General features: G+C 61.4%; 2 protein-coding genes and 1 pseudogene. 1 reads left to right on the forward strand and 2 read right to left on the reverse strand.

What is annotated here, in order from left to right; all coding sequences use genetic code 11:
• Both DBR23_RS31485 and rpmH read right to left on the reverse strand, forming a co-directional pair.
• Positions 1 to 108: pseudogene (locus DBR23_RS31485) on the reverse strand (ribonuclease P); the annotation flags it as partial.
• Between the two features lie 73 nt (positions 109 to 181).
• The gene (rpmH, locus tag DBR23_RS21905) at positions 182 to 316 is read right to left on the reverse strand and encodes a 50S ribosomal protein L34 (RefSeq protein WP_005798102.1); all 135 of its coding nucleotides are present in this window, start codon (positions 314 to 316) and stop codon (positions 182 to 184) included.
• A gap of 387 nt (positions 317 to 703) precedes the next feature.
• On the opposite strand from rpmH, the gene dnaA reads away from it, so the two are divergent.
• The gene (gene dnaA, locus DBR23_RS21910) at positions 704 to 2,128 is read left to right on the forward strand and encodes a chromosomal replication initiator protein DnaA (protein WP_082564845.1); all 1,425 of its coding nucleotides are present in this window, start codon (positions 704 to 706) and stop codon (positions 2,126 to 2,128) included.
• Positions 2,129 to 2,387: the final 259 nt, after the last annotated feature.

The following is a 2,387-nucleotide window of genomic DNA, read 5'->3' on the forward strand; positions in this document are numbered from 1 at the left end:
GCTGTTGGCGTCCAGTGCCAAACGGTGCAACGCAAAATGCGCCGTGCGGGAGACAGTGCCCCCCGCCATGGCAGCCTGGAACTGCGGCCGGGTTTTTAGCCTGTGCATGCAAGCGCCCCGTTTGGAACCTGGCGGTACAAACCGGGAACAGGCGGGGAGCAGGCCGTAGACCGTATCGGCCTTAGACGGCCAGGCGCTTGCGGCCCTTGGCGCGGCGTGCGTTGATAACGGCACGGCCGCCGCGGGTCTTCATGCGGACGAGGAAACCGTGGGTGCGCGCGCGGCGCGTCTTGGAGGGCTGGTAAGTACGTTTCATGGTGCTATTCCTTGAGGTTCAGTTCCGGACTGCTGCTCTTGAACCCCCTGCAATCTGCACACCCACACCATGTATGAAACATCGCCTGGAGGCAGACCCACGGGGCAGAAATAACGGCGCGCCGGGTCAAATCACCCTGAACACATTCAGGGAAACCCAAAATTATCGCAGGCTTGTGGCCGACTGGCAATGCCTTTCGATGGGCAGGCCTTTACCAGCGGGTCGCGGAGGCAGCAGCGCCCGCCCCTTTCAGGCCACTTCTTCCCCGTATGGCAACCCCGGATTCCCCCGGATGACAGCCGCCTTCAAATTGTGGATAACTCCTTGACAAGCTACAATCCACCGCCTTACCCCGTTCCTCCTATCCACAATAAGAATTCCCCAGAAATGACCGAGGAACCCACCCGCAGCCCTATCAATTCGCCCGGCTCAGATGCCGGTCAGGGCCTGTGGCAAGCCTGCGTTGAGCAACTGGCACAAGACCTGCCAGAACAACAATTCAACACCTGGATCAAACCCCTGATTGCCCAAGTGGCCGAAGACTTCTCCAAAGTCACGCTGCTCGTGGGCAACCGCTTCAAGCTCGACTGGATCCGCGCCCAATACGCCGGCCGCATTGCCGCGCTGCTCGAAGGCCTGTATGGCCAACCGGTCACACTGGAGTTAGCACTCGCTCAGCGCGAATCCGTTGCCAGGACTTATGTACGGCCTACATCGCAGGAGCCCTCCAGCCCCGCAGCGCCAGCCGACCCCCCATCCAGTAGCAACGATGAGGCCTCGGCGGGCGCGTTCCGCAACCGCCTCAACGCCGCCCTCACGTTCGAGACCCTGGTGGAGGGCACGGCCAACCGCATGGCGCGCTCTGCGGCCATGCACGTGGCGGGCATGCCCGGCCACCTGTACAACCCGCTGTTCATCTACGGCGGCGTGGGCCTGGGCAAGACCCACCTGGTGCACGCTGTGGGCAACCGCCTGCTGCAGGACAAGCCCGACGCCAAAGTTCTCTACATCCATGCCGAGCAGTTCGTGTCGGATGTGGTTAAGGCCTACCAGCGCCGGACCTTCGACGAGTTCAAGGAGCGCTATCACTCGCTCGACCTGCTGCTGATCGACGATGTGCAGTTCTTCGCCAACAAGGACCGCACGCAGGAAGAGTTCTTCAATGCGTTCGAAGCCCTGCTGGCCAAGAAGTCGCACATCGTGATGACGTCGGACACCTACCCCAAGGGCCTGGCCAACATCCACGAGCGGCTGGTGTCGCGCTTCGACTCGGGTCTCACGGTGGCCATCGAGCCGCCCGAACTCGAAATGCGCGTGGCCATTCTGATCAACAAGGCGCGCGTCGAGGGCACCGAGATGCCCGAGGAAGTCGCCTTCTTCGTGGCCAAAAACGTGCGCTCCAACGTGCGCGAGCTCGAAGGCGCACTGCGCAAAATCCTGGCGTACTCGCGCTTCAACCAGAAAGAGATTTCGATCCAGCTGGCCCGCGAGGCGCTGCGTGATCTGCTGTCCATCCAGAACCGGCAGATTTCTGTGGAAAACATCCAGAAGACGGTGGCCGACTACTACAAGATCAAGGTCGCCGACATGTACAGCAAGAAGCGCCCGGCCAGTATTGCCCGCCCGCGCCAGATTGCGATGTACCTGGCCAAGGAGCTGACGCAAAAGAGCCTTCCCGAGATCGGAGAATTGTTTGGCGGGCGCGACCACACCACGGTTTTGCATGCTGTGCGCAAGATTGCGGGCGAACGCCAGCAGCTGACCGAGTTGAACCAGCAGCTGCACGTGCTGGAGCAGACGCTCAAAGGGTAGCGCCAAGTGTAGATAACCAGCGGGAAACGCCCGTCGGGCAGCCCCACGAAGAAGCGACCCCGTTAAGGGGCAAAATGGCGGGTTATAGATAGCAGGGGGAGGCATGACCTGTGCCGCTGTCCACGCACCGTCCCAAAACCACAAGAGGTTGATGACATGATCGTCCTGAAGGCAACACAAGACAAGGTTCTCGCGGTTCTGCAGTCCGTGGCTGGCATCGTGGAGCGCCGCCACACGCTGCCCATCCTGGCCAATGTGC

Origin of the sequence: Acidovorax sp. HMWF018 (assembly GCF_003061035.1) — a bacterium.
Classification (GTDB): domain Bacteria; phylum Pseudomonadota; class Gammaproteobacteria; order Burkholderiales; family Burkholderiaceae_C; genus Acidovorax; species Acidovorax delafieldii.

What these genes read in the sequence shown, in the direction of transcription:
- rpmH (WP_005798102.1), bottom strand. Translation starts at nt 316, where the DNA reads ATGAAACGTACTTACCAGCCCTCCAAGACGCGCCGCGCGCGCACCCAC.
- dnaA (WP_082564845.1), top strand. Translation starts at nt 704, where the DNA reads ATGACCGAGGAACCCACCCGCAGCCCTATCAATTCGCCCGGCTCAGAT.